The following is a 20,630-nucleotide window of genomic DNA, read 5'->3' on the forward strand; positions in this document are numbered from 1 at the left end:
GGCATCGGTCAGCAACGGATACCAAAGCGCCACTACGCCCACGTTCCATTTCCGGGCCAGTGCCGCGATCGCGTCGGGCATCCGGTCGTAATCCGCCTTCACCTCATAGCTGGGGTCGATCAGCGCGATGCCCCGGCGCGGCGTCGGGGGCGCGACGCTTTGCGCCATCTGGAACCCGTCCTGCCGATGGATATGCGCGGTTTTCCCCATCGTCCGGGCCAATGCCTCGACCTCGGCCGGATGCAGTTCGGCCAGATGCATGACATCGCCGGTGCGCAGGAAATGCTCGGCGATCAGGGGCGAGCCGGGATAGGCATCCGCCCCATGGTCGCGCCGGGTCGCGTCGAGCGCCCTCAGCAACGGGTGGTCCAGCGGCAGCCATCCGTCGCGAAGCGCGCGATCTATGCCTGCCGCCGCCTCGCCCGTCTTGCGCGCCTCGGCACCGTCCAATGCGTACAACCCGCGCCCGGCGTGGGTTTCCAGATAGCTGAGCGGTTTCGGCTTTTCGGTCAGATAGCTCAGCATCCGCGCCAGAAGCGCGTGTTTGTGCAGATCTGCCAGATTTCCGGCGTGATAGGCGTGCTGATATGAAAGCATGTCCGGCGCATACACCAGTGCCGCGCATAAAAAAAGCGGCGACCCCAGGGAGGAGGAGGGGGTCGCCGCCGCAACGCTGGCCCAGGGAGGAGGAGGGGCCGCGTATAAGACGCGGTGAGGTCAGGGAGGAGACGACCGTCACCGCTTACGAACAGCCCCAGGGAGGAGGAGGGGGCCATCGCATTCCTTGGCGGCATCCCCTGGGAGGAGGAGTGGGGCTGCCGCCGGACCAGACCACCCAGGGAGGAGGAGGGGTGATCCGTATTCCTTGGCGGCATCCCCTTGGGAGGAGGAGTGGGGCTGCCGCCGGACCGGATCACCCAGGGAGGAGGAGGGGTGACCCGTATTCTTTGGCGGCATCCCCTGGGAGGAGGAGTGGAGATGCCGCCTTAAACCCTGGCCCAAGGGAGGAGGAGAGCCGGGGAAACCTTACTTCGCGCCGTAGGCCGCCTCACGGGCGACGCTGCGGATGCTGGAGCGGTGCAGGCCAAGATCGGCCAGATCACGATCGCTCAGTTCGTTCAGTTCGCGGACGGTTTGGCGATAGACCGCACGTTTCGCGCGAAATTCGTTCAGATGTTCGATCGTCGTCGCGAGGCGGCCGAAAAAGCCCGAGGCATTCGGGGCCGCATAGCCGGATTGGATGTTGTCGACGCTTGCCATCTTACATACTGCCTTTCAATTCCATCTGCGCGGTGCCGGGCCGATCCATCGGGTGGCGCCATCGGCCGCGCTGTTGGTGGTAAGATGCGTCTTTTGCTGCGCTTGCACAATGGTTGAAGTCGAATTTCTGCTATGCAGCAACTGCATAACTTGTGCTGACCTATTTGCCACTCTGTGGCCATAAATCAACAGTTTATAAACATATTGTGACAAGTTTCGCGGCGTAAAAACAGCCATTGCTATGTGCTTTCCGCAAAGATCGGCCCTTGTTACGCGAGGTCACAACGGGTTAGCGCTAGCGGGGCGGTGTCGCACGATTTCAAGACCGGCGCCGGGTTGCCACTGTCCGTCATACTGTTCATTCTTGTGCCCGTTACAGAACTGGCGGAGCCCCCCGAGATGACCGACCGCGAATCCGTACTTGCCGAATTGCGCAAGGTCGCCCTGCCCGATGGTGGCGATCTGGTTTCCGCCGACATGATTCGCGCCCTGACCATCGACGCCGGTGTGGTCCGCTTCGTGATCGAGGTGCCCGATGCCGAGGCCGCCCGCCGGATCGAGCCGGCGCGGGCGCAGGCCGAGGCGCTGCTGCGCGATCTGCCGGGGGTTCAGTCGGTGTCGATCGTCCTGACGGCGCCGACGACCACGCGCGGACAGGCCAAGGCGCCCGCCGCGCCGCAACCCGCGGCGCAAGCTCCGGGCCAGCCTCCAAGCCTGACCATCGGCCGGCACCCGACACCGCAGGCCGGTCCCCAGCCGGTCAAGGGCGTCGCGCGGATCGTCGCCATCGGCTCGGGCAAGGGCGGTGTGGGCAAATCCACGCTGACCGCGAATCTTGCCGTCGCACTGGCGCGGCAGGGGCGGCGCGTCGGGATTCTGGACGCGGATATATATGGTCCGTCCCAGCCGCGGATGCTGGGCGTGACCGGACGGCCGGCAAGCCCGGACGGCCACAGCATCCAGCCGCTGCAGGCCCATGGCGTGACGCTCATGTCCATGGGGCTGCTGACCAAGGACGGCGAGGCGATCGTCTGGCGCGGGCCGATGCTGATGGGCGCGCTTCAGCAAATGCTGGGACAGGTGATGTGGGGCGAGCTGGACATCCTGCTGATCGACCTGCCGCCCGGAACCGGCGATGTGCAACTGACCCTGTGCCAGAAGACCAACCTGACCGGCGCGATCATCGTCTCGACCCCGCAGGACGTGGCGCTGATCGACGCGCGCCGGGCGATCGACATGTTCGTCAAGCTCAAGACCCCGGTGCTGGGGCTGGTCGAGAACATGTCTACTTATATATGCCCCAACTGCGGCCATGAAGAGCATCTGTTCGGCCATGGCGGCGTTGCGGCCGAGGCGCGGGCGCAGAATCTGCCCTTCCTGGGCGAGGTGCCGCTGGATCTGTCCGTTCGCCTGTCGGGCGATTCGGGATTGCCGGTCGCGGCCGGCGACGGGCCGGTTGCCGACGCCTATGCCCAGCTTGCCCGGCGGATGGTCGCCGGGGGCATGGCCTGAAGCCGCATTTCCCGTCTGGGAAACCATGGGAACGGCCCGGAACCTCACGGGAAACCACCCCTGAAACTCGAATCACTGCCGCGTTACCCCGCGTGATTCCGGCTGGCTGGCCTGCGTTTTTCCGCCGACCGGGTTTGCGAATTTTCTTGACTGGGAAAATCTGGGACTAATTTGCCACAGGCGAATTCTTCTATATATTGTGTGGCTTGCGGCACGATCCTACCATACATAATGAAAATCAGGCAATAAACGAAAAATGTTCCTGCCTTGTTCGCCGAGTCATCCATCCGTGATTTCGCTTGAGCACCAAAGTTACCCATTGCTTCCCGTAAATTCCCATGTCATCCCTTGGCTCACGGAAGACGGGACCAAGGGGCACCAAGACCCCACGGCGAAAAGCAGGCTTCATACAGGCGCCCGATTTTCCGGCAAAAGTGTTTCGGCACGCGCGAGCAGCACCTCCCCCAGGTGGCGCAACGCCGGACAGATACCCCGGAGCAACCGGGACCCAGAGATGGGAACGAGGGCGGCGGATCGGGCAGTGGCAGCAGCCCGATCCGCCCTTTCCTTTTCGGGCGACCGGAAAGGGGCAGGGACAGTGAGGATTGTGGGCCAGTGGCGCGCAGGTTCAGAGGATCGGAAGAGGTAAAGGTGGACGCCAAGGGTCGCGTGTCGATTCCGGCCAGGTTCCGCCGCGTCTTCGAAGCCTGCGACCCCGACTGGACCTCGGATCGCCGCGCCCAGCTTGTCATCGTCTACGGCACCCGCGACTGGCAGCACCTGCGCCTGTTCACCATCGAAGCCATCGAGGAAATCGACGCCCAGATCGACCGCATGCAGCGTGGCAGCCCCGAACGCACGCTGCTGGAATCGATCATGCACGGCCATTCGGAAGAGGCCGAGATCGACGGCGACGGCCGTCTGGTTCTGCCCCAGAAGCTGCGCGAGAAGATCGGGCTCGAGGACCGGGCCTTCTTCATCGCATCCGGCGATTACATCAAGGTATGGACCCCCGCCGCCTATGAGGATGAGGAACGGCGGCTTGAGGACCTGATCCCCGACTTCGAGCCCGGCGCTGACCCGCTGTCGCTGCTTCCGCCGCCGCCGTCCCTCGCGGATGAGGGCTAGACCATGGCCGCCCCGCATATTCCCGTCTTGCTGGACCCGCTGCTGCGGGCCTGCGCGCCCGTTACCGGGACTTGGGTCGATGGCACCTTCGGTGCCGGTGGTTATGCGCGCGGGCTGCTTGCGGCCGGTGCGGATCAGGTGATCGGCATCGACCGCGATCCGGCCGTGTTTCGCATGGCCGGGGACTGGGCCGCAGAATACGGCGATCGGCTGCACCTGATGCAGGGCACGTTTTCGGAACTGGACACTCTCGCCGGTCGCCCGGTCGAAGGCGTGGTTCTGGATCTGGGCGTCAGCTCGATGCAGCTTGATCAGGCCGAACGCGGGTTTTCCTTTCTGCGCGACGGTCCCTTGGACATGCGCATGGCGCAGGATGGCCCCAGCGCCGCCGATCTGATCAATCGCGCCGATGAAGGCGTCATCGCCGACGTGCTCTATCACTATGGCGAGGAACGCGCCGCGCGCCGGATCGCCCGCGCCATCGTCGCGGCGCGGCCGATTCAGCGGACCCTGGCGCTGGCCGAGGTCGTGGCCGCCTGCCTGCCGCGTCCGAAACCGGGCCAAAGCCATCCCGCCACCCGCGCCTTTCAAGCCATTCGGATCTGGGTCAACGACGAATTCGGTCAGCTTGTGGCGGGGCTCGAGGCGGCCGAGCGGGCGCTGGTCGCCGGTGGCCGGCTGGCGGTCGTCAGCTTTCATTCGCTGGAAGACAGGATCGTCAAGCGGTTCATGCAGGCCCGGTCCGGCACGACCGGCGGCGGCAGCCGCTATGCCCCCGCCATCAAACGCGACGCACCCGCCTTTACCCTGCCATTCCGCCGCGCCATCGGCGCCGATCCGGCCGAGCTGGAGACAAACCCGCGCGCCCGCTCGGCGCTGCTGCGCGTCGCCATCCGCACCGATGCCCCGGCCGGTGTGGCCGATCCGAATTCGCTTGGACTTCCGCGTCCTGTTCAGTGGGGAACCGCCTGATGCGCTCGTTTTTGTATATGGTGACTTTGGTGGCGGTGATGGGGCTGGCCTTCTGGGCCTACCGCGAGAATTACCGCACCCAATCAGCCCTGGGCGAGATGTCCGCCGTCCAGCGCGAGATCGCCGGATTGCGTGAGGAACTCGGCGTGTTGCGGGCGGAATGGGCGTTTCTGAACCGTCCCGAACGGCTGCGCGAGCTGGTCAACATGAACTTCGACAAGCTGAAACTGGTGCCCTTCGGCGCCTCGCAGTTCATCGAGGTGCAGCAGATCGCCTATCCGCTGCCCAAGGCCGCGCCCCCGCCCGAGGAACAGGACCTGCTGGTGGCGATGGGGCCGAACCCGACCGCCGTCATGGCGGCGGCTGCCATTCCCGCCGCTGCCCCGGCCGCATCTGCCGCCCAAGCCCCGGCTGGCGCCCAAGCCCCGGCTGGCGCCGCCGTCGTCAAAACCGTTCCGAAACCCCTTCCGAGGCCGGAGAGAAAGCCATGATCCGCACCCCGCTTCGTCCGCTCGCCCGTATCCTGCGCGCCCGCGAAAAGGGCGAGAACCCGGATGAAATCGAGGCCGAAAACCGCGCCCGCCGCCATGCCGAAATTCAGGACCGCGCCCGCAAACGGGCCGAGGGGCGGCTTTTGGTCATGGCCGCCGTCTTTGTGCTGGCCTTTGGCACGGTCGGTGTGCGCATGGCCGCGCTGGCCTCCAGCCAGCCCAGCGAGCCCCGCGCCCAGACCACCGGCACAGGCGCGGGCATCATCGCCCAGCGGGCCGACATCATCGACCGCAAGGGTCGGATTCTGGCGACCAACCTGCTGACCTATTCGCTTTACGCCCAGCCGCAGAAGATGGTCGATCCGGTGCGCGTGGCAAATGAGCTTGTCCGCATCTTTCCCGACCTGAACAAAGAGCGGCTGACCAAGGATTTCACCGGCGCGCGTAAATTCGTCTGGATCAAGAAGAAGATCAGCCCCGAACAGATGCAGGCCGTCCATGACATCGGCGACCCCGGGCTGGAGTTCGGCCCGCGCGAGATGCGGCTTTATCCGAACGGCCGGCTCGCCTCGCATATTCTTGGCGGCTTCAACTTTGGCCGCGAGGACGTGAACAGCGCCGAGGTTCTGGGCGTCGCCGGGGTCGAGAAGGAATTCGACGGCTGGCTGCGCGATCCGGCCAAGAACGGCGCGCCGCTGCGGCTGTCCATTGATATGACCGTGCAAGGCGCGATGGAGCAGGTGCTGTCCTCGGGGATGAAGGTGATGAACGCCAAGGGCGCGGCCGCCATCCTCATGGAGGTGCAGACCGGCGAGATCGTCGCCATGGCCTCGATGCCTGACTTTGATCCCAACGACCGGCCGTCGCCGCTGACCAAGGGCGATGCCAGCGACAGCCCGCTGTTCAACCGCGCGCTTCAGGGCCAGTACGAGCTTGGCTCGACCTTCAAGATCTTCCCGGTCGCGCAGGCGCTGGATCTGAAGCTGGTCAGCCCGACTACGATGATCAACTCGCGGTCGCCGATGACGATCGGCAAGTACAAGATCCGCGATTTCCACAATTACGGCGCGCAGCTTTCGGTCACCGAGATCATCGTGAAATCCTCGAACGTGGGGACGGTCCATATAGCGCAGATGATCGGCCCGGAACGGCAGCGCGCATTCCTGAAGTCGCTGGGTCTTTTCGATCCCTCGCCGGTCGAGATGGTCGAGGCCGCCAATGCCCGGCCGCTGGTGCCGTCGCGCTGGCCGGCGGTGACGGCGGCGACGGTGGCCTTTGGTCACGGCGTGGCGTCGAGCCCCCTGAACCTTGCAGCTGCCTATGCGACGCTGGCGAACAAGGGGCGGCGGGTCTATCCGACGCTGGTCAACAACCGCAACCGGCCGCCGGGACCGCAGGTGATATCCCCCGCCGCCGCACAAACCGCCCTTGCGCTGTTGCGGCAGGTGGTGACGCGGGGCACCGCCCGCCAGGCCGAAGTTCCCGGCTACGCGGTCGCGGGCAAGACCGGGACCGCCGACAAGGCAAAGCCCACCGGCGGCTATTATGAAAACAAGGTGATCTCGACCTTCGCCTCGGTCTTTCCGGTCAACGACCCGAAATATGTGCTGGTCGTGACCTTGGACGAGCCGTCGGAAACCTCGGGTGCCGTTGCCCGCCGGACCGCCGGCATGACCGCCGTGCCGGTTGCGGCCGAGATGGTGCGCAGGTTGTCGCCGCTTGTGGGGCTGCGCCCGATCGACGCCGAATTGCCGACTGTTGAACCTCGGTTCCGGGATGGGCTAAAGCTCAGCCAGAACTGAACAGGGGGCTTTCGTGGCTGATTCAACCGGCAAACCGCTTTCCGCACTTGGACTGCATGCAGGCGGAGGGGCTGATCCGGTGGTGACGGGCATCGCGCTGGACAGCAGGCAGGTCAAACCGGGATATTTGTTCGCGGCGCTGCCCGGATCGGCGGTGCACGGGGGCGAGTTCATCCAGTACGCGCTGCGTCAGAAGGCCGCCGCCATCCTGACCGACCGTGAGGGCGCGGCCCTTGCCGCAGATGCGCTGAAAGGCGCGGACGTGGCGCTTATCGTGGCCGAGGATCCGCGTGCGGCGCTGGCCGGTGCCGCCGCCCTGTGGTTCGGCGCCCAACCCGAAGTCGTGGTTGCGGTCACCGGCACCTCGGGCAAGACCTCGGTCGCGAATTTCACCATGCAGATCTGGCAGGCGCTGGGCTATCCGTCTATCAGCCTCGGGACGATGGGGGTGCTTGGCGATTTTCAGGCCAGCCTTGCCCATACGACGCCCGACCCCCTGACCCTGCACCGGCTTCTGGCCGAGGCCGCTGCCGCCGGCATCACCCATGCCGCGATGGAAGCCTCGAGCCATGGGCTGGATCAGCGCCGTCTGGACGGCGTTACGCTGAAGGCTGCGGCATTCACCAATTTCAGCCAGGATCATCTGGATTATCACAAATCCTTCGACGATTATTTCGCGGCAAAGGCGCTGCTGTTCAGCCGCGTTCTGCCGGATGGCGCCACCGCCGTGGTGAACCTTGACGACTCCCGCAGCGCCGAGGTGCTCGGCATTGTCCGCGACCGCGATCTGGAATTGCTGACCGTCGGCCGTGCGGTCGATGCCGATCTGCGAATTCTGAACCAACGTTACGACTCGACCGGGCAGGAATTGCGCTGCTCGATCCTTGGGGTGACGCATCACCTGCGCCTTGCGCTGATCGGCGGTTTTCAGGCCGAGAACGTGCTTGCCGCCGCGGGGCTCGCCATCGCGGGCGGCGCCGATCCGACACAGGTGGTTCAGTCTCTGCCCGACCTGCGCACCGTCCACGGCCGGATGGAGCTTGTGGCAACGCGCGAGAATGGTGCCACCGTATTCGTCGACTACTCGCACAAACCCGCCGCATTGGCCTCGGCGCTGGAATCGCTCCGCCCGCATGTGATGGGCCGGATCGTCGTGGTCTTTGGCGCCGGCGGCGACCGTGACCGGCTGAAGCGCCCGCTGATGGGCGAGGCGGCGGCGCGCCATGCCGATGTGGTCTATGTGACCGACGATAACCCGCGTTCGGAAGACCCCGCCGCTATCCGCGCCGAGGTGATCGCGGGTGCCCGACCGCTCAACACGCTGGTGACCGAGATCCCTGACCGCGCCGAGGCGATCCTGCGCGGCGTGGATGAACTGGGCCCCGGGGATGCCCTGCTGATCGCCGGCAAGGGCCACGAGACCGGCCAGAAGATCGGCGAGGACATCTATCCCTTCGACGACAGCGAGCAAGCCTCGGTCGCGGTGGCGGCTTTGGACGGCCGCATCTGATGGCGCTTTGGACGGCAACGGAAATCGCCCGCGCGACCGGCGGCCGCCTTCAGGGCGATTGGTCGGTGACGGGCGTCTCGATCGACACCCGCACCATCGCGCCCGGGGATCTGTTCGTGGCGCTGAAGGACGTCCGCGACGGTCATGATTTCGTGGCCATCGCGCTGGAAAAAGGCGCCGGCGCGGCGATGGTCAGCCGCGTCCCCGAGGGCGTCGGGCCGGATGCGCCCTTGATCATCGTCGATGACGTTCTGGCCGGGCTTGGCGCGCTTGGCGTGGCCGGGCGGGCGCGGACGGCGGCGCGGGTCATCGCCATCACCGGCTCGGTCGGCAAGACCTCGACCAAGGATATGGCGCGGCTGGCGCTGGCCGGGCAGGGGCGGGTCCATGCCGCCGAGGCGAGCTATAACAACCACTGGGGTGTGCCGCTGACGCTGGCGCGGATGCCGGCCGATACCGAATTCGCGGTGCTCGAGCTTGGCATGAACCACCCGGGCGAGATCGCGCCGCTGGCCCGCATGGCGCGCCCGCATGCCGCGCTGATCACCACCATCGCCGCCGTCCATCTGGAGGCATTCGGCCGCATGGAGGGCATCGCCGCCGAGAAGGCCGCGATCTTCACCGGGCTGGAGCCCGAAGGCGCGGCGATCGTTCCGACCGGCCTTGACGTGACGCCGGTTCTTGAACAAGGCGCGGCCGGGCATCGGTTGCTGCGCTTTGGCCGGCAGGCACAGGACGATGTGCGCCTGATCACCGCGACACCCGAAAGCGACACCACGCTGGTCGAGGCGGAACTGAACGGCCGGCCGCTTGCCTTTCGCATCGGCTCGGCGGGTGAGCATTTTGCGTTGAACGCGCTGGGGGTCATTGCCGCGGTGCACGCGATCGGGGCCGATCCCGTGACAGCCGCCGAGGCGCTGTCGCAATGGTCGCCACCGGCCGGACGCGGCGCACGCGAGAAGATCGGCGCGGTCGAGATCATCGACGATGCCTTTAACGCCAGCCCGACCTCGCTTGCCGCCGGTCTGGCGCTTTTGTCGCGGCTTGAACCGGCGCCAGGCGGCCGGCGGGTGCTGATCCTTGGCGATATGCTGGAACTCGGCCCGGACGAACAGGCGCTGCATGCCGGCATGGCCCGCCATCCGGCGATGCAGGGGGTGGCGCTGGTCCATACCGCCGGTCCGCTGATGCGGCATCTTTACGACGCCCTGCCGCCGGCGCAGCGCGGGATTTGGGCGGAAACCGCCGCCGATCTGGTTGCGCAGGCGGGAAACCTTGTCAGACGCGGCGATATCGTGCTGATCAAGGGCTCAAAAGGTTCGCGCATATCGACCGTGGTTGACGCCCTGCGCAAACTGGGCGATGGCCTCGGGTCCGAGCGAAGGGAATAAGAATGCTTTACTGGCTTGCCGAGCTGTCCAGCGGCGGAGACGTTTTCAACCTGTTCCGCTACATCACCTTTCGCGCCGGGGCGGCGTTCTTCACGGCGCTGATTTTCGGCTTCGTCTTCGGGCGTCCGATGATCGAATGGCTGCGCCGCAAGCAGAAAAAGGGCCAGCCGATCCGCAGCGACGGCCCCGAAGGCCATTTCGTCAAGGCGGGCACCCCCACCATGGGCGGGCTGTTGATCCTTTCGGCGCTTCTGGTCTCGACCCTGCTCTGGGCGCGGCTGGACAACGCTTATATCTGGATCGTCCTGTTCGTGACCTATGGCTTCGCGGCGGTCGGCTTTGCCGATGACTATGCCAAGGTCAGCAAGCAGAACACGCGCGGCGTCTCGTCCCGCGTGCGCATGCTGATCGGGCTGGTGATCGCTGCTGTTGCTGGCACCTTGACGGCATGGGTGCAACCGGACCCGCTGACCGGCCAGCTTGCGGTGCCGTTTCTCAAGGATACGCTGATAAATCTGGGCATCTTCTTTGTGCCCTTCTCGATGCTGGTGATCGTGGGGGCCGCGAATGCGGTGAACCTGACCGACGGGCTGGATGGGCTGGCCATCGGCCCGGTGATGATCGCCGCCGCGACCTTCGGAATCATCGCCTATTTCGTCGGGCGCATCGACTTCGCCACCTATCTCGGGGTCCATCACGTCCCCGGCGCCGGCGAGATCCCGGTTTTCTGCGCGGCGCTCATCGGCGCGGGGCTTGGCTTTCTGTGGTATAACGCGCCTCCCGCCGCCGTTTTCATGGGCGACACTGGCAGCCTTGCACTGGGCGGCGCACTTGGTGCGATCGCCGTCGTCACCAAGCACGAGGCGGTTCTGGCCATCGTCGGCGGCCTGTTCGTGGTCGAGGCGCTGAGCGTCATCATTCAGGTGCTTTACTTCAAGCGCACCGGCAAGCGGGTGTTTCTGATGGCGCCGATCCATCATCATTTCGAGAAGATGGGCTGGTCCGAGCCGCAGATCGTGATCCGCTTCTGGATCATCTCGGCCGTGCTGGCGCTGATCGGGCTGGCGACGCTGAAGCTGCGGTGAGATGGCCATGATCGTCACTGCCAATCTGCCAAGCCGCGACTATGACGTGACCGAAGCCTTCTACGGGCGCATGGGTTTTCAGCGCAGCTGGCGCGATGACGGCTGGATGATCCTGAAACGCGGCGATGCGGTGATCGAATTCTTTCCCCACCCGGATCTGGTTCCCGGCGAAAGCTGTTTCAGCGCCTGTATCCGCACCGATGATCTGGACGGGTTGCTGGCCGAATATGCGGCACTGGACCTGCCGGGCGGGGGCATCCCCCGACTGCATCCGGGAGTGCACCGCGTCACCGACAGGCTGCGCATGTTCGCGCTGGTCGATCCCGATGGCAGTCTGATCCGCTGCCTTGGCCCCTGACGGCTTGCGCGCTGCCTCATCTTTACGGAAATACTCTTGGGGGCCCGGGGCAGACAGCCCCCCGGGCCGGCAGATCGGAGAAAGCGACAGATGATCCCAGTCCAGGGCGTCGAGAACCAGACCATCGCCGTCCTCGGCCTCGGCCGGTCGGGAAGCGCGACCGCGGCGGCATTGAAGGCGGGGGGGGCCGACGTCGTGGTCTGGGACGACGGACAAGAAGCCCGTCAACAGGCCGAGGCCGACGGCATGATCCTTGCCGATCTGACCCGCGACGGGGGCTGGCACGGGGTGACCGCGCTGATCACCAGTCCCGGAATCCCGCATCTTTATCCCAAACCGCATCCCGCAATCGCCGAGGCCTATAACCGTGGCATCCCGGTCGACAACGACATCGGGCTGTTCTTCCGCAGCTATGCGACCGCCGACTGGGATCGCTTCGATACCATGCCGCGGGTGATCTGCGTCACCGGCTCGAACGGCAAATCGACCACCACGGCGCTGATCCATCACATCTTGGAACATTCCGGGCGACCCACGCAGATGGGCGGCAATATCGGCAGGGGTGTCTTGTCCCTTGAACCGGCGCAGGATGCCGAGGTCGTGGTGCTGGAGCTTTCCAGTTACCAGACCGATCTTGCCCGCGCGCTGACCCCGGATGTCGCGGTTCTGACCAACCTGTCGCCCGACCATCTGGACCGCCATGCCGGGATCGGCGGCTATTTCGCCGCCAAGCGACGGCTGTTTTCCGAAGGCGGCCCCGACCGCGCCATCGTCGGCGTCGATGAGATCGAGGGCCGCTATCTGGCCGATCAACTGGCGCAGGGTCCGGCGGACGACCGGGTGATCCGGGTGTCGGTCAGCCAGAAATTGCAGGACTTCGGCTGGTCGGTATTCGCCCGCAAGGGCTTTCTGGCCGAGTGGCGCAAGGGCCGGCAGGTCGCATCCGTCGATTTGCGCGACATCGCCGGGTTGCCGGGCGCGCATAACCACCAGAATGCCTGCGCGGCCTGGGCGGCTTGCCGCAGCGTCGGTCTTGCCCCGCGCGAGATCGAGGCGGCGTTCCACAGCTTCGCCGGCCTGCCGCATCGCAGCCAGACCATTGCCGAGATCAATGGCGTGCGCTGGGTCAATGACAGCAAGGCGACGAACACCGATGCCGCCGAAAAGGCGCTTCAGGCATTCGACAAGATCCGCTGGATCGCCGGCGGCCTTGGCAAGGATGGCGGCATCGCCGCGCTGGTGCCGCATATGGGCCGGGTGGTGAAAGCCTATCTGATCGGCCATTCGGCGCGCGATTTCGCGCTGGAAATCGCCCAGACCCCGCATGAGATATCGGAAACGATGGAGGCCGCCGTCGCCGCCGCCGCCGCCGAGGCCCAGCCCGGAGAAACGGTTCTGCTTGCCCCGGCAGCCGCGAGTTTCGACCAATACCCGAATTTCGAAAAACGCGGCGAACATTTCGTCGAACTGGTCCGCAAGCTCGAGGCAGGTCGGTCTTGATCGCAAGGCATGCCGATGGCGCAGGGTTGCCGCCCGAACCAGCCAACGGGCGAACCCGGCCCTTTCCGGCGGCATTGATGCGCGTCGTCGGTGGGGCAGCCACGGCCGGGCAACCCTTTTCGCGGATACGGCCTGCCCGGCGCAAAGGTGCCCCCGGTTTCAGGAGCCTGCCATGAAGGAAACCGACCTGAAACACCTGCGCGAGACGATCAGGATCGCGCGGCAAAGCCGCGATGCGGGCAACCATCCCTTTGGCGCGATTCTCGTCGGCCCGGAAGGCGAGGTATTACTGCGCAGCGGCAATTCCTATCTTGCCGACAAGGGGGTCGGGCATGCCGAACTGAATGTGGCGCGCGAGGCAAGCCGCCGGTTCGCCCCCGAATTCCTTGCGAAATGCACGCTTTATACCTCGGTCGAGCCCTGCTGCATGTGTGCCGGCGCCTGTTATTGGGCCGGCATCGGCGCGGTGGTTTACGGGATGACCGAAAAGCGTCTGGCGGTTCTGACCGGCGACAATCCCGAAAACCTGACGCTGGATCTGCCCTGCGAAACCGTATTCGCCGCCGGGCAGCGCCCGGTCACGACGCGCGGGCCTTTCGCCGAGATCGAGGATGAGGTCGCAGCGGGTCACAGCGGCTTTTGGCGCTAGCCGAACCCGGCGTGCTCCGGCCGGCGCTCAATCCGGGTTTCGCCGCCGAACAGGGTTATCGCGGATCGTCGCTCTCGTCGTCGACGCGGGGCATCAACCCCGGGGCGCATCGTGCCCGGCATGACCCGTCCGGTTCTTCCGCACCGGACAATGGTCCCGCCGGCCGGTGCCGATCAGCGCGCAACCAGCCGGGCGAGGTCAGAAATTGACGTTGTCGCCGCCCTTCAGCGCCAGAATTTCGCGGGCCTCATCGGGGGTGGCGATTTCCAGCCGTAACCCCTCGATGATCTGGCGCACGCGCGCGACCTGCTCGGCATTCGATTGGGCCAACCGACCCGGGCCGTCCCACAGGCTGTCCTCAAGCCCGACGCGGACATTGCCGCCGATCGCCGCCGATTGCGCCGCGATACGCATCTGCGATGCGCCCGCGCCCAACACCGACCAGCGGTAATCCGCGCCGAACAGGCGGTCGGCGGTGCGCTTCATGTGCATGACATCCTCGGGGTGGGTGCCGATGCCGCCCAGCAGGCCGAACACCGATTGAATGAAGAACGGCGCCTTGACCAGCCCGCGATCGGCGAAATGCCTTAGGTTGTAAAGATGCGCGATGTCATAGCATTCGAACTCGAACCGGGTGCCGTTCTCGTTCAACGTGCGCAGGATATATTCGATGTCCTTGAACGAGTTGCGGAACACCAGATCGCGCGAGTTTTCAAGGTGCTGCCGCTCCCAGTCGTGCTTGAGGTCCGGAAACCGCTCCAGCATCTGATAAAGCGCGAAATTGATCGAGCCGACATTCAGCGAGGCAACCTCGGGCGCGAAAACCTTGGCGGGCAGGACGCGTTCTTCGACCGTCATGAAGGGACTGCCGCCGGTGGTGATGTTCAGCACCGCATCGGTGCCCTGTTTGATGCGCGGCAGAAAGCGGGCGAAACCTTCCGGCGTCTGGTCGGGGCGGCCGTCCTTTTCGTCGCGTGCGTGAAGATGGATGATCGCCGCCCCCGCCTCGGCCGCACCTAGCGCCGCCTTGACGATCTCATCGGCCGTTACCGGCAGGTAGGGCGACATGGAAGGGGTATGGATTGCGCCGGTCACAGCGCAGGTGATGATGACTTTGCGTGGGGCGGCCAATCCTGTTCTCCCTCAAAACCCGCTGGTGGCTTCAGGTAAGTGCCTGCGCGCTTCGTGGTCAAGAAGGGGGTAAGCACTTACTCGCTTGCGGCGCTCATGCTGGATCGGTCCCTGTCCGGAGAGGAGGTGACGGCAGTGTCCGACGAGGGCCCGAAACGCCGGATGCCGGCGACGGACCGCCGCGCGGCGATCATCGAAGGTGCCGGGGCTTTTTTGCCGGACAGGGGTTCAAGGCCAGCAGCCGAGAGCTTTGCAAGCGTCTGGGCATTTCGAATGCGCTGCTGTTCAAATATTTCGCCAACAGGGACGCGCTGCTTGCAGCGGTTTGCCGCCGCCATTTCCTGCGCTGACGCAAGACCGCGTGGCCGAGGGGTCTGCAAGACTGCGACTGCCCTTCGCGCGGTTCTATCTCGAATATGAGGCGGTGGTCTCGGACCCGAACCGGAGGCGGCTGAACCTGCTTTCGGGCATGGCCGATATCAGCCTGACCCGGGCCGATATCACCGAAACGATCGGCCCCATCTTCTGCGCGATCGTCAACGAACGGAACGAGATTCTTTGGCCCGCCGTCCCGCCGGTCTATCACCGTGTCGACGATTTCCCCGATGACGAGTTAGAGCGGATCTGGAACCTTCGCCCGACGATCCTTTGTTACTATAGGCGCACGGATATTTTCGGCCTGCGCGTCGCGGGCGATGTCTCGGTCGCCATCGACGCCGCGGTCACCGACTTCTGCGCAACGCGTCCGCGATCCGGGGCCTGACGCGCTGACCTGCGGGCGACATTTCTTCGCTGCGTCCAGTGCGGTTCGCGGCGGATTCCTCACCCGGTTCAAGCGGCTGTTTTCCAAGCGCTTTTGTGTTACAGAAGCCGCTTGAAACACGAACGGATAACCTATGCAGAAACTTCTTCTCGTGATCATCGGTCTGGCATTGCTGGGCTTTGGCGGCTATCGACAGTTCGCCGGCGCGGGGACCAGCGCGGCGGATCAGGCGCGGTGCGAACAACTCGTCCGCGACCAGAACGGCAGCGACGCCGAGGCGCTGGCGCTGTTGCTGCCGAAATGCAGCGACGTGGGCATGGTCGCAATGATGGATGCGCAGACCGCGGGTGATGACCCCCAGGCGGCGGCGCGCCGGATATCAGCGGCCAACCAAGGCGACCTGATCGCGCATCTTCTTGACTGGACAATGATCGGCGCCGGTCTGGTGGCGCTGGCCGCCGCGGCAGTGATCGCTCGCCGACGCGCGTGAGCGGAAAGGGGGGCAGATCGTATCGGCGTATGCGACTGCCGATCCCGGTGGCTGTCATCGGGATCACCCCGCCGATTTCAGGTGCCCCATCGGGGCTGATTGCCGCGAGGCACTGCCATGGCTCGGTTGAAGGGTTTGCTTTAGAACTCGATCGTTGTGGGCCGGTTTATGCGGTCCCGATGTTGTTCGGACCAACGGGCGAGATGTGCTGTGGGCCGAAATCATGCATGTGAACGCGGCGGGGCTGAGCGAGACGGCGCGGACGACGCGCAGGGGCGGGCGCTGACCGTTACCGGCGATGCGGAATGTCCGGTAAGGGGCATGCTGTGCCGTCACGCTGCTTTACTAACCGGCGTTGATGCCCGTGCTAAATTCCCGCCGGATGACATTGCTGTCGGCACCGAGTTCGGGGGCGGGACCAGACACCGGCAGCGGCGCGCCGGCCAAGCTCAGCGGGCCGCGCACCGTGCGCAGCGCACCGATAGGCTGCACCATGTTCAGTTGCCGGAAGGCGGGGCTGTCGAGCAACGTCGGCCAGTCCAGCACCTCGGCGCACCAGATGTCAGCGGGTTGCAGCACCGCCAGCCATTCGGCCGTCGTACGCGCGGGCGTCGCCTCCGCAATCAGCGCCTTGATGGCATCACGGTCGCGCCGGGCCGCTGCAGGATCGGCGGCATAGGCGGCCAGCGCTGGCAGCTTCATCAGCCTGGCTAGTGCCTCCAGCGAGGGAACCATCGCCAGCGCCAGCCAGCCGTCGTGGGTGGGATAGACGCCATAGGGCGCACCGATATAGGCGTGCGCGCCGTTGACCTTCGCACGATCGGGCGGCTGGCCGCCATCGTTCAGATAGGTGGTCAACACCTCGAATTGAAAGGAAAGCAGCGCCTCGATCAGCGAGGTTTCGACATGCGTGCCTTCACCATGGATGCCGCGCCCGATCAGCGCTGCGAGGATGCCCTGCGTCAGCGCTTCGCCGGCCAGAATGTCGGCGACCGCCAGACCCATCGGCATCGGCGGGTCGTCGCGGCTGCCGGTCAGCCACATAAGGCCCGAACGCGCCTGCGCGAGCAGATCCTGCCCCGGAAGCGCCGCCCAATCCGTCTGTCCGAAGCCCGAGATCGAGCCATAGACCAGCCGCGGATTGATGCGGCGCATTTCGTCATAGCCGAAGCCCTGACGCGCGATCACGCCCGGCCGGAAGTTCTGGATCAGTACATCCGCCCCGGCGATGATCCCGGTCAGCAATGCCCGGTCATCGGGGTTGTGCAGGTCGGCGGTCAGGCTTTCCTTGCCGCGATTGATAGCGTGGAACAGCGTGTTCTGCCCCGCGACCGGCGCCGAGATGTAAAGGTTTCGGCAGGGGTCGCCGCTGCCTGGACGCTCGACCTTGATCACCCGGGCGCCCAGATCGGCCAGCTTCAGTCCGGCGAAGGGGCCGGACAGATATTGCGCCATCTCGACGACGATCAGACCTTCCAGCGGGCGTTTCATCGCCGGCTCTCCCGATAGGCGGCGTTCAGGGCATCAAGCGTCGCATCGACGCCCGCTTCACCGCGCAGGCAGGCATGGACGATGTCACCGCCCCTGTCCTGAAGCTGCATATAACCGTCATAGCGCGGCCGCACCCACGAAGTTTCCAGCGTCTCGCGCGTGTTGCGCAGAAAGTTCCGGCAGGCGGCGTTGCAGGTGTCATCCTCCCACGCGGCGGCATGGCCGGGCTGGCCGCCGTTGCGGAAATAAAGGCCCTTCTGGCAATCCGCCCCGGCGATCCAAAAGGCGTAATCCACCGCGACCTCGCGCGCGTTGCTGGCGGCCGAGACGGCGATGCCGGTGCCGCCAAGGACGGTCCCGCGCGGGCCATTGTCGCCAAAGCCCGGCGCATCGGCGAAGACAAGCGGAAAGCGGCAATAGCCGTCGCGCGAATAGTTGGTATAGCCGTAGCCGAAGGGCGAATAGGCCGGTGCGTCCGGGGTGCCACCCATCCAGTCGAACATGCCGATAGGGTCCAGCGTCAAACAGACCGGGTCGATCAGGGCCACGATCTCGCGCATCCGTTCCAACACTTCGGCACCGGCATCGCTGGCCAGCAATTCCTCGGGGTTCTCGGCGATGACGACCAAATTGTTGCGTGCCAGTCCGAAGAACGTCATTAGCGCGTTGATCGGGATCAGCGCAAATCCAACGTGGCCTTCGCGGGCGAGATCCAGCACTTGATCCCAACGGTGCGGCACGTCGCTGATCAGGTCGGGGCGATAGCAGGCCACGGGCGTCGCGGCGTCTATGGCAAGCCCCCATTGGCCGCCGTCGATCGCATAGGAGGCGTGCGAGTCCCCCACTGACCCGGCCGCCAGCGCAGCGAGTTCGCCATCCCGGCCCTGGGCCGCGAAATCGACCAGATGCCCCGCACGGGCAACTTCGCCGACATGGGGATGGTCGATCACCATGAGGTCATAGCTGCCGGCCATCTCGCCGATCGGGCGGTCCGCGAAAGCCTGAAGCGAGCGCTTTTCCCAGGTGATCGTCACGCCGGGATGCGCCTCCATATAGGCGCGGGCGGTGGCCACCATCGGATCGTATCCGCGCGCATGATTCCAGGTCATGCCGCGCAAGGTCACCTCAGACATTTTCGCCCCGTTTCTTCGCGGCCTTGTCCGCAAGGCGGGCATCCGCCTCGGCCCGGAACCGGGCCGGATCGCGATAAAGCGCCGTCATCAGATGCTCGGCGTAAAGCACCAGTTCGCCCTTGCCCTTATAGACCGAATAGGCGACGCGAACCTTGCCCTGCTTGTGGTCATGGACCTCTTTGCCGAGATTTTCGCGGATGGTGTAGATCGTGTCGCCGATGAAGACCGGCGCGATGAAACGCAAACGGTCATAGCCATAGGAAAAAGAGTTCAGGCAGTTCGTGGCGGCGAGACCCAGCCCATAGGAAAACACCATCGCCCCCGCGACCAGGCGGCGACCGAAGACGCCCTCCTCGACGGCGAATTCCTCGTCGCTGACATAGGGGTGGTGATCCATGACAAGCGAGTTGAACAGCATCGACTCGCCCTCGGAAATGGTGCGGCGGATCGAACGAATCTTGTCGCCGGGGGTGAAGTCCTCGAAATACCAGTTCTCGGCATTCCAGACGGGGATCTGAGCGTGATCCAACGGCATGCCGGGCAGACCACGGGCGTGAACGCCGATCTCGGCCATGGGGTGTCTCCTTTAATGACGTGGGAAGGGGCTGCGGGTCCGTCAGGACCCGTAGACCAGATTGGGCAAAAACAGCGAGATGATTGGCACATAGGTGACCAGTACAAGCGAGATCAGCATCGCGATGAACAGCGGAACCGCGCTGCGGGTGAAGGCGCCGACGCTGACGCCGGTGATCGAGCAGGTCGTATACATCAGCGTCCCGACCGGCGGCGTCACCCCGGCAATGGTCAGGTTCAGCACCATCACCACCCCGAAATGCACCGGATCGATGCCAAGGCTGGTGATCACCGGCACGAACAGGGGCGTCAGGATGATCAGCGCCGCGCCTCCTTCCAGAATGGTGCCGACCGCGATCAGCAGGATGTTGATCAGAAGCAGGATCACCAGCGGGTTCTGTGACAATGCCAGCATCCCGTCGGCAAGCTGCGCGGGCAGGCGTTCCCATGACAGGAAGAAGCCGAATGCCTGCGCGGCGCAGATGATCAGCATGATCGTCGCGGTCGCAAGGGCGGTTTCCAGAAACATCGCCGGGATGCGGCGGACCGGCAGCGCGCGATAGACGAACAGCCCGATGAACAGCGCATAGCAGACAGCAATGGCACCGGCCTCGGTCGGGGTATACCAGCCAAGCCGGATTCCGCCCAGAATGCCGACAGGGATCAAGAGGCCCCAAACCGCATCCATGAAGGCCCGGCCGCGTTCGGCCCAGCTGGCCGGCACCGCGCGTGAGGGCGGATAGCCCTTGGCCCGGCTGACGCGACCGACGACGATCAGTTGCAGCGCGCAGATGAGCAGACCCGGCACCAGCCCGGCCATGAACAGCCGGCCGATCGAAACATCGGCAAGATATCCGTAAAGGATCAGGCCGATGCTGGGCGGAATAATCGCGGTTATAATTGCCGAAAAGGCGGTGACGGCGGCTGAAAAGGCCTTGTCATAGCCGCGCGAGACCATTTCGGGTACCAGAACCGTGCTTTGCATGGCGGCATCGGCATTGGCCGAGCCCGACATGCCCCCCATCAGCGTGGACAGAAGCACGTTCACCCGGGCGAGCCCGCCGACCATATGCCCGACCATGGCATCGGCCAGCCGCATGATACGGCCGGTGATCCCAGCCTCGCTCATCACCACGCCCGCCAGAATGAAGAACGGCACCGCCAGCAGCGGAAAGCTTTCCGTGGCCGCGATCATCCGCTGCACATAGGTTTGCACGGGGACGCCGGCGCCAAGCATAAAGAAGGTCAGGGCGCCGATCGCCAAACAATAGGCGACGGGAGCGTTCAGCACCATCAGAATGGCGAGAACCAGAAAGGGCAGCACATCTGAGAACGGCGGTGCGAAATTAGTCCACGTTAGCGGCGGCATGGTGCTGCTGCGGGCGGCGTAA

At 65.2% G+C, this 20,630-nt stretch carries 21 protein-coding genes; 14 read left to right on the plus strand and 7 right to left on the minus strand.

The annotated features are described in order from the left end of the window. Together rlmJ and ACFSCT_RS11415 are read right to left on the minus strand one after the other, a co-directional pair. A partial coding sequence (gene rlmJ, locus ACFSCT_RS11410) for a 23S rRNA (adenine(2030)-N(6))-methyltransferase RlmJ (protein ID WP_379142851.1) occupies positions 1-597 on the minus strand: 597 nt, incomplete at its 3' end. Positions 598-1,026: 429 nt separating this feature from the next. Further along, entirely contained in the window at positions 1,027-1,260 is a 234-nt protein-coding gene (locus ACFSCT_RS11415) for a DUF1127 domain-containing protein (RefSeq protein ID WP_379142853.1), read from the minus strand. Positions 1,261-1,659: 399 nt separating this feature from the next. On the opposite strand from ACFSCT_RS11415, the gene ACFSCT_RS11420 reads away from it, so the two are divergent. From ACFSCT_RS11420 to ACFSCT_RS11470, 11 genes are all read left to right on the plus strand, one after another. Beyond that, positions 1,660-2,772 (plus strand): Mrp/NBP35 family ATP-binding protein, encoded by a 1,113-nt coding sequence (locus ACFSCT_RS11420; protein WP_379142855.1) that lies wholly within the window; start codon positions 1,660-1,662, stop codon positions 2,770-2,772. 615 nt (positions 2,773-3,387) lie between these two features. Then, positions 3,388-3,900 carry a division/cell wall cluster transcriptional repressor MraZ gene (gene mraZ, locus ACFSCT_RS11425; RefSeq protein ID WP_379142857.1) on the plus strand — a complete coding sequence of 171 codons (513 nt, stop codon included), beginning with the start codon at positions 3,388-3,390 and terminating at the stop codon, positions 3,898-3,900. Between the two features lie 3 nt (positions 3,901-3,903). Beyond that, positions 3,904-4,872 (plus strand): 16S rRNA (cytosine(1402)-N(4))-methyltransferase RsmH, encoded by a 969-nt coding sequence (gene rsmH, locus ACFSCT_RS11430; RefSeq protein WP_379142858.1) that lies wholly within the window; start codon positions 3,904-3,906, stop codon positions 4,870-4,872. Further along, entirely contained in the window at positions 4,872-5,363 is a 492-nt protein-coding gene (ftsL, locus tag ACFSCT_RS11435; protein WP_379142860.1) for a cell division protein FtsL, read from the plus strand. The genes rsmH and ftsL overlap by 1 nt, the downstream gene beginning before the upstream one ends. Further along, positions 5,360-7,165 (plus strand): peptidoglycan D,D-transpeptidase FtsI family protein, encoded by a 1,806-nt coding sequence (locus tag ACFSCT_RS11440; RefSeq protein ID WP_379142862.1) that lies wholly within the window; start codon positions 5,360-5,362, stop codon positions 7,163-7,165. Before ftsL ends, ACFSCT_RS11440 begins: the two co-directional genes overlap by 4 nt. A gap of 13 nt (positions 7,166-7,178) precedes the next feature. Further along, positions 7,179-8,675, plus strand: coding sequence for a UDP-N-acetylmuramoyl-L-alanyl-D-glutamate--2,6-diaminopimelate ligase (locus ACFSCT_RS11445; RefSeq protein WP_379142864.1), 1,497 nt, complete (start codon positions 7,179-7,181; stop codon positions 8,673-8,675). Beyond that, a complete protein-coding gene (locus ACFSCT_RS11450; RefSeq protein ID WP_379142865.1) occupies positions 8,675-10,066 on the plus strand; it encodes a UDP-N-acetylmuramoyl-tripeptide--D-alanyl-D-alanine ligase in 1,392 nt (463 codons plus the stop codon). Before ACFSCT_RS11445 ends, ACFSCT_RS11450 begins: the two co-directional genes overlap by 1 nt. 2 nt (positions 10,067-10,068) lie before the next feature. Continuing rightward, positions 10,069-11,151 (plus strand): phospho-N-acetylmuramoyl-pentapeptide-transferase, encoded by a 1,083-nt coding sequence (gene mraY / locus ACFSCT_RS11455; RefSeq protein WP_379142867.1) that lies wholly within the window; start codon positions 10,069-10,071, stop codon positions 11,149-11,151. Position 11,152: 1 nt separating this feature from the next. Beyond that, on the plus strand, positions 11,153-11,509 hold the full coding sequence (locus ACFSCT_RS11460; RefSeq protein WP_379142869.1) for a VOC family protein: 357 nt from the start codon (positions 11,153-11,155) through the stop codon (positions 11,507-11,509). Between the two features lie 90 nt (positions 11,510-11,599). Continuing rightward, positions 11,600-13,009 carry a UDP-N-acetylmuramoyl-L-alanine--D-glutamate ligase gene (murD, locus tag ACFSCT_RS11465; RefSeq protein WP_379142870.1) on the plus strand — a complete coding sequence of 470 codons (1,410 nt, stop codon included), beginning with the start codon at positions 11,600-11,602 and terminating at the stop codon, positions 13,007-13,009. A gap of 172 nt (positions 13,010-13,181) precedes the next feature. Then, the gene (locus ACFSCT_RS11470; protein ID WP_379142872.1) at positions 13,182-13,658 is read left to right on the plus strand and encodes a nucleoside deaminase; all 477 of its coding nucleotides are present in this window, start codon (positions 13,182-13,184) and stop codon (positions 13,656-13,658) included. Between the two features lie 198 nt (positions 13,659-13,856). On the opposite strand, the gene kce is transcribed toward ACFSCT_RS11470, so the two are convergent. Continuing rightward, on the minus strand, positions 13,857-14,789 hold the full coding sequence (gene kce, locus ACFSCT_RS11475; protein WP_379142873.1) for a 3,5-dioxohexanoate:acetyl-CoA acetone transferase: 933 nt from the start codon (positions 14,787-14,789) through the stop codon (positions 13,857-13,859). Here kce and ACFSCT_RS11480 point away from each other — a divergent pair. The 3 genes from ACFSCT_RS11480 (at position 14,777) to ACFSCT_RS11490 (ending at position 16,042) form a co-directional block, all read left to right on the plus strand. Further along, the gene (locus ACFSCT_RS11480) at positions 14,777-15,139 is read left to right on the plus strand and encodes a TetR/AcrR family transcriptional regulator (RefSeq protein WP_379142875.1); all 363 of its coding nucleotides are present in this window, start codon (positions 14,777-14,779) and stop codon (positions 15,137-15,139) included. The two genes, kce and ACFSCT_RS11480, sit on opposite strands and share 13 nt — an antisense overlap. 11 nt (positions 15,140-15,150) lie before the next feature. Next, positions 15,151-15,552, plus strand: coding sequence for a hypothetical protein (locus tag ACFSCT_RS11485; protein WP_379142877.1), 402 nt, complete (start codon positions 15,151-15,153; stop codon positions 15,550-15,552). 133 nt (positions 15,553-15,685) lie between these two features. After that, complete coding sequence (locus tag ACFSCT_RS11490) at positions 15,686-16,042, plus strand: hypothetical protein (RefSeq protein ID WP_379142879.1); 357 nt, start codon at positions 15,686-15,688, stop codon at positions 16,040-16,042. A 345-nt stretch (positions 16,043-16,387) separates the two neighbouring features. On the opposite strand, the gene ACFSCT_RS11495 is transcribed toward ACFSCT_RS11490, so the two are convergent. The 4 genes from ACFSCT_RS11495 to ACFSCT_RS11510 all read right to left on the minus strand — a co-directional run. Next, complete coding sequence (locus tag ACFSCT_RS11495; RefSeq protein WP_379142881.1) at positions 16,388-17,533, minus strand: CaiB/BaiF CoA transferase family protein; 1,146 nt, start codon at positions 17,531-17,533, stop codon at positions 16,388-16,390. Next, entirely contained in the window at positions 17,530-18,666 is a 1,137-nt protein-coding gene (locus ACFSCT_RS11500) for an ABC transporter substrate-binding protein (protein ID WP_379142883.1), read from the minus strand. Before ACFSCT_RS11500 ends, ACFSCT_RS11495 begins: the two co-directional genes overlap by 4 nt. Beyond that, positions 18,659-19,240, minus strand: a complete 582-nt coding sequence (locus tag ACFSCT_RS11505) for a MaoC family dehydratase (protein WP_379142885.1) — start codon at positions 19,238-19,240, stop codon at positions 18,659-18,661. The genes ACFSCT_RS11500 and ACFSCT_RS11505 overlap by 8 nt, the downstream gene beginning before the upstream one ends. A 42-nt stretch (positions 19,241-19,282) precedes the next feature. Continuing rightward, positions 19,283-20,630: TRAP transporter large permease (locus tag ACFSCT_RS11510; RefSeq protein WP_379142887.1), on the minus strand; the 1,348-nt coding region annotated here is incomplete at its 5' end.

Origin of the sequence: Paracoccus pacificus (assembly GCF_042680785.1) — a bacterium.
Taxonomy (GTDB): domain Bacteria; phylum Pseudomonadota; class Alphaproteobacteria; order Rhodobacterales; family Rhodobacteraceae; genus Paracoccus; species Paracoccus pacificus.

Coding starts and splice junctions, on each gene's coding strand:
- mraY (WP_379142867.1), top strand. CDS start 10,069: ATGCTTTACTGGCTTGCCGAGCTGTCCAGCGGCGGAGACGTTTTCAAC.
- ACFSCT_RS11450 (WP_379142865.1), top strand. CDS start 8,675: ATGGCGCTTTGGACGGCAACGGAAATCGCCCGCGCGACCGGCGGCCGC.
- ACFSCT_RS11505 (WP_379142885.1), bottom strand. CDS start 19,240: ATGGCCGAGATCGGCGTTCACGCCCGTGGTCTGCCCGGCATGCCGTTG.
- ACFSCT_RS11500 (WP_379142883.1), bottom strand. CDS start 18,666: ATGTCTGAGGTGACCTTGCGCGGCATGACCTGGAATCATGCGCGCGGA.
- ACFSCT_RS11415 (WP_379142853.1), bottom strand. CDS start 1,260: ATGGCAAGCGTCGACAACATCCAATCCGGCTATGCGGCCCCGAATGCC.
- murD (WP_379142870.1), top strand. CDS start 11,600: ATGATCCCAGTCCAGGGCGTCGAGAACCAGACCATCGCCGTCCTCGGC.
- ACFSCT_RS11440 (WP_379142862.1), top strand. CDS start 5,360: ATGATCCGCACCCCGCTTCGTCCGCTCGCCCGTATCCTGCGCGCCCGC.
- ACFSCT_RS11490 (WP_379142879.1), top strand. CDS start 15,686: ATGCAGAAACTTCTTCTCGTGATCATCGGTCTGGCATTGCTGGGCTTT.
- ACFSCT_RS11495 (WP_379142881.1), bottom strand. CDS start 17,533: ATGAAACGCCCGCTGGAAGGTCTGATCGTCGTCGAGATGGCGCAATAT.
- rsmH (WP_379142858.1), top strand. CDS start 3,904: ATGGCCGCCCCGCATATTCCCGTCTTGCTGGACCCGCTGCTGCGGGCC.
- ftsL (WP_379142860.1), top strand. CDS start 4,872: ATGCGCTCGTTTTTGTATATGGTGACTTTGGTGGCGGTGATGGGGCTG.
- ACFSCT_RS11470 (WP_379142872.1), top strand. CDS start 13,182: ATGAAGGAAACCGACCTGAAACACCTGCGCGAGACGATCAGGATCGCG.
- ACFSCT_RS11460 (WP_379142869.1), top strand. CDS start 11,153: ATGGCCATGATCGTCACTGCCAATCTGCCAAGCCGCGACTATGACGTG.
- ACFSCT_RS11420 (WP_379142855.1), top strand. CDS start 1,660: ATGACCGACCGCGAATCCGTACTTGCCGAATTGCGCAAGGTCGCCCTG.